This is a genomic window from Novosphingobium sp. B-7 (assembly GCF_000410615.1).
Taxonomy (GTDB): domain Bacteria; phylum Pseudomonadota; class Alphaproteobacteria; order Sphingomonadales; family Sphingomonadaceae; genus Novosphingobium; species Novosphingobium capsulatum.
The window spans coordinates 1-4,009 of sequence record NZ_KE148345.1; the positions used below are offsets into that span (position 1 = coordinate 1).

Consider the following 4,009-nt stretch of genomic DNA (forward strand, 5'->3'; position numbering starts at 1 on the left):
GGCGCTGTCGCGCCCGGCCCGCACCAGCGGCCAATGCGCCGCCAGGCCGCGCACGACGCATGGCGTTGTGGCGGCGGCCAGCACGGCATCGAGAGCGCCGCCATGATCGGCCAGCGCCACCTCTGCCACGCAAGGAAGGCCTTCAGGCACGGCCAAGGCGCGCCATCAGATCGGCAAAGCGCCCAAGCGCGGCCACGGCCATGTAGATCGGCAGCAGATAGCCCTGGGCGTTGAGTTCGCCCAGCGCCGCGCCGTCGAGCGCGGCCAGGCGATCTTCGGCAATGATGTGATAGCCCACCAGGCTGCGGGTGGAGCCTTCGGCCAGGGGCACATCGAGCGTAAAGGGTTCGAGCAGGCCATGGTGTTCGAGCGCGGCGAGAAACGCCGGCGTGGCGCGCCAGCCAGCGTCGAGCGCGCCCAGTTGCTCTGCCTTGGCGGCAAGATAGGGCGTGGGGGCACCGGCATCATCGAACAGGCGCTGCCCACCGGGCGCTCCCACGCGGGCATGGGCAAGATCGATATGGACCTGGGGCACTTCATCGGCATCGCGGGTGCGGCCGATCAGGAACGGCTGCACGGCGTGGGCCAAAGGCACGTAGGCCGCGTCCCAGCGGTCGCCGGCCAGGAACAGGTTTTCGCCGTGGTCAAAACCGAACAGGGCCAGCGCGGCAAAACGCCCGGTCTGCCCATCGCGGCGGAACACTATGGGATAGTGCGCCGCAACTGCGCGAAATTCCGATGGCACGACCAGGCATCCCATGACCCCGTCGCCCCATTGCGCCCCGGCGGTGGTGACCACGGCAAGATCGCGATGGCTGGCATTGTCGAGCAGGGCGTGGCTGCTGCTGCTGGTCACGGTGCGGGCGTCCTCTCTCTTGTGGCTCTTCCAATCCTGCCCCCTTGTTTCATCGCCCACTGCCACAGGCAAGTGCGTTGAAAAGAGGGCCATCCGGCCGGGCTGACGGGCAGTGTCGCCCGGCCGGATGGGGAGGGCCGCGTCAGAAGTTGACGCGGAAACCAGCCGAATAGCGGGCATAGCCGCTGGAGGCGAAGAACACGTTGTTGTCAGACCGCAGGTGCCCACGCCGGCCCTGGTTGGTCAGGTTGATGGCATCGGCAAAGACGGTGAAGCCCTTGCGGAATTCCCAGCTGGCGCTGGCATCGACCTGGCCATAAGGCTCGACATAATAGGGGTTGGGCCCCGTGCCCGAGAGGAACTGCGCGCGCCAGTTGTAGGCAACGCGCGCCTGCAGCCCGTGCTTGTCATAGAACAGCACCGCGTTGGCACTGTCAGACAGCCCGGTCAGCGCGAACTGCGTGACGCTCGACGGCTTGGTGTTGTCGTAGGTCGCATCGCCGCGCACGATCGTATAGTTCAGGATTGCACCGAAACCGGTGTTCCAGAACGAGTGCTGGATGGCAAATTCCCAGCCATAAAGCGTGGCGGTCTGCGAGGAATTGACCGGCGTGGCGATCTGGAAATTGACCGCCGCGTCCTGAGGCGTGCCAAAGATGTTGCCCGTCAGGTTGCCGGTGGCATCGGTGCCGGTGATCTGCGAGCTTTCAGGGTAATGGGTGAAGATGTAGTTGCGGATCGCCGCCGTGCTGGCATCAGCCCCCAGCGCGGAAATCGCCGCCTGATAGCGCGGGCCATTGGCCGGGTTGGTCAGGCCGAAGGCCGGGCTGTCGACGCGGGCCGACGAGATGAAGTTCGACACGCCCTTGTGGAAGAAGCCCACCGAGACATAGCTCGTCGGCGCGTAATACCATTCGAGGCTGACATCGATGTTCTTCGACTTGTAGGGCATCAGGCCCGGATTGCCCTGGCTGCCGGTGCCACCGCCGATGCGGAACAGCTGGTCCAGCGTGCGGCCACCCTGAAGGCTGGCGTAATCGGCCCGGGTAATGGTGTGGCTGTAGGATGCACGGAACTTGACGTTGCGCGCGGGCTGCATGTCAAAGTCGAACGCGGGCAGGAAGTTGTCATAGCTGCCGGCAAAGGTGGTGAACGCGCTGTCACCGCCATAGATCAGGCCAAATTCGTTGGCCGAGACCCACTGCGTGCCAGTGGGCACCGGCACCAGCGCCGACGAGGTGACGCGGGTGTTTTCATAGCGCAGGCCAGCGCGGAAATGCGCCTCGCGGCCGAGCAGGTCGAACTTGGTGTTCACCTGCACATAAGGCGCGATCGTGCGTTCCTTGATGCGGCGATCGACGGTGTAGGGCGCCAGGCAGTTGCCGGTGCCGCCGCAGATCTGGTTCTTGCTATCGAGCAGGCTCACCATCTTCTCGAAGTTGAAGCTGTAGAACTGCTTGATGATGTTGGGATCGTTGGCGCCCGAAACGCCCTTGAACTTGTCCGGCACCGAAACCAGGCTGAACAGGTCATCAGGCGTCTGGCTGGCCGGCAGCGAGCCACCCCAGGTGTCATGCTGGATATAGCCATAGGCCGAACGCACCTTGTTCTCGGTGTAGTCCGCGCCGAAATCGAGGCTGTCGATCACCCCGCTGTCGAACTTGAACTGGCCCGAAAGCCGCGCCTCGTTGATCTCGTCGCGGAAATAGGCGTTGCGGAAGGCATTGCCGGTGGGCGTGATATTGGCCGGATCGAGCGCATCGACGCCCGGGTTCATGCCCACCGAGATTACCGGCAGATCGTGGGTAAAATCGATCTTCTGGTTGGCGATGCCGAACACCGCAGAGCCCACCGACACGCTGGTGCCATAGGGATTGTTGGGCTTGGATTCGGCCGTCGAATGGTGCGCGTCCAGCTCCAGCGTCAGGCGATCGATGCCGTCCCACTTGAGGTTGCCGCCGATCGAGCGGTTGATCGAGCGGTTTTCGGTAAGCGCCGCGCTATACGACAGGTCCTTGCCTTCGTTGGCGCCAAAGTGTTCGGCATAGAACACCGGGCCGGCCACCGGGCCATCGGTCCACTGGCTGGAAACGTCGTTGAAGTTGAACCAGATGCCCACGCTGTTGGTGCGCGCGCGCACGGTGTTCTGGGAATAGGTATAGTCGAACGTCGCCGTCAGCGTATCGGTGGGGCGCAGTTGCAGCACGAGCTGCCCGTTGATGCGCTCGCGATCGATGTCGGTAATGTCATAGCTGGCGTTCTGCGGCACCTGATAGACATCGTTGGGGCCGGGCCGGTTGACGATGTTGGCATAGCGCGGATCGCCCTGCTGCGGCAGCGAGCCCCAGTTGTTTTCCGAGCCCAGATAGCCATCGCGCCAGCCGACATTGGCCTGGTTGTTGCTCGCCTTGCGCTTTTGCCACACGCCGGTGACCAGCACGCCCACCTTGCCGTCGGCAAAGGTGTCGCTGATGATGCCCGACACTTCGGGCGTGATCGGGCTGCCTTCGTTGCGCGAGGTATCGATCATGCCCTTGATCGCCAGGCTGCCATGCAGGCCGGGCCGATCGAGCGGGCGTGGGGTCTTGATATTGATCGTCGAACCGATGCCGCCGGTGGGCAGCGTCGCCCGGCCCGACTTGTAGACTTCAACCCCGGCAACGCCTTCGGACGCGAGGTTGGCGAAATCGAAGCTGCGCGTGGACGGCGCGCTGGCGCCATCGCCCAGGCTGGACGTGGGCATCTGGCGGCCGTTGAGCAGCACCAGGTTGAATTCGGGGCCAAAGCCACGAACGGTAACGGTAGAGCCTTCGCCGTTGGAGCGGTCGATCGACACGCCGGTGATGCGCTGAAGCGATTCGGCCAGGTTGGTGTCGGGGAACTTGCCCATGTCTTCGGCCGAAATCGCATCGACCACGCCCTGGGCGCTGCGCTTGATATTGGCAGCGGCCGAAAGGCTGGCACGGATGCCGGTGACGACGATGGCGTTTTCCGGCGCTTCGGTGGCAGCTTGCGGATTGGCGGCCGGCTGGGCGGCCGATGCCGCGCCGGCGGTGTCCTGCGCCAAGGCCGGATTGGCTGCCAGGCCCACGGCCATGACCGAAGCCCCCAGTACCAGGCGCGCGCGCAAAGAATGGCAACGTGTGCTCATCA

At 64.5% G+C, this 4,009-nt stretch carries 2 protein-coding genes; both read right to left on the minus strand.

All coding sequences use genetic code 11. The features are described 5' to 3' along the window. Window positions 1-142 precede the first annotated feature (142 nt). Window positions 143-856, minus strand: coding sequence for a SapC family protein (locus tag H926_RS0112565; protein ID WP_022676616.1), 714 nt, complete (start codon window positions 854-856; stop codon window positions 143-145). 142 nt (window positions 857-998) lie between these two features. Beyond that, on the minus strand, window positions 999-4,007 hold the full coding sequence (locus tag H926_RS0112570; protein WP_043609391.1) for a TonB-dependent receptor: 3,009 nt from the start codon (window positions 4,005-4,007) through the stop codon (window positions 999-1,001). Between the last annotated feature and the right edge of the window lie 2 nt (window positions 4,008-4,009).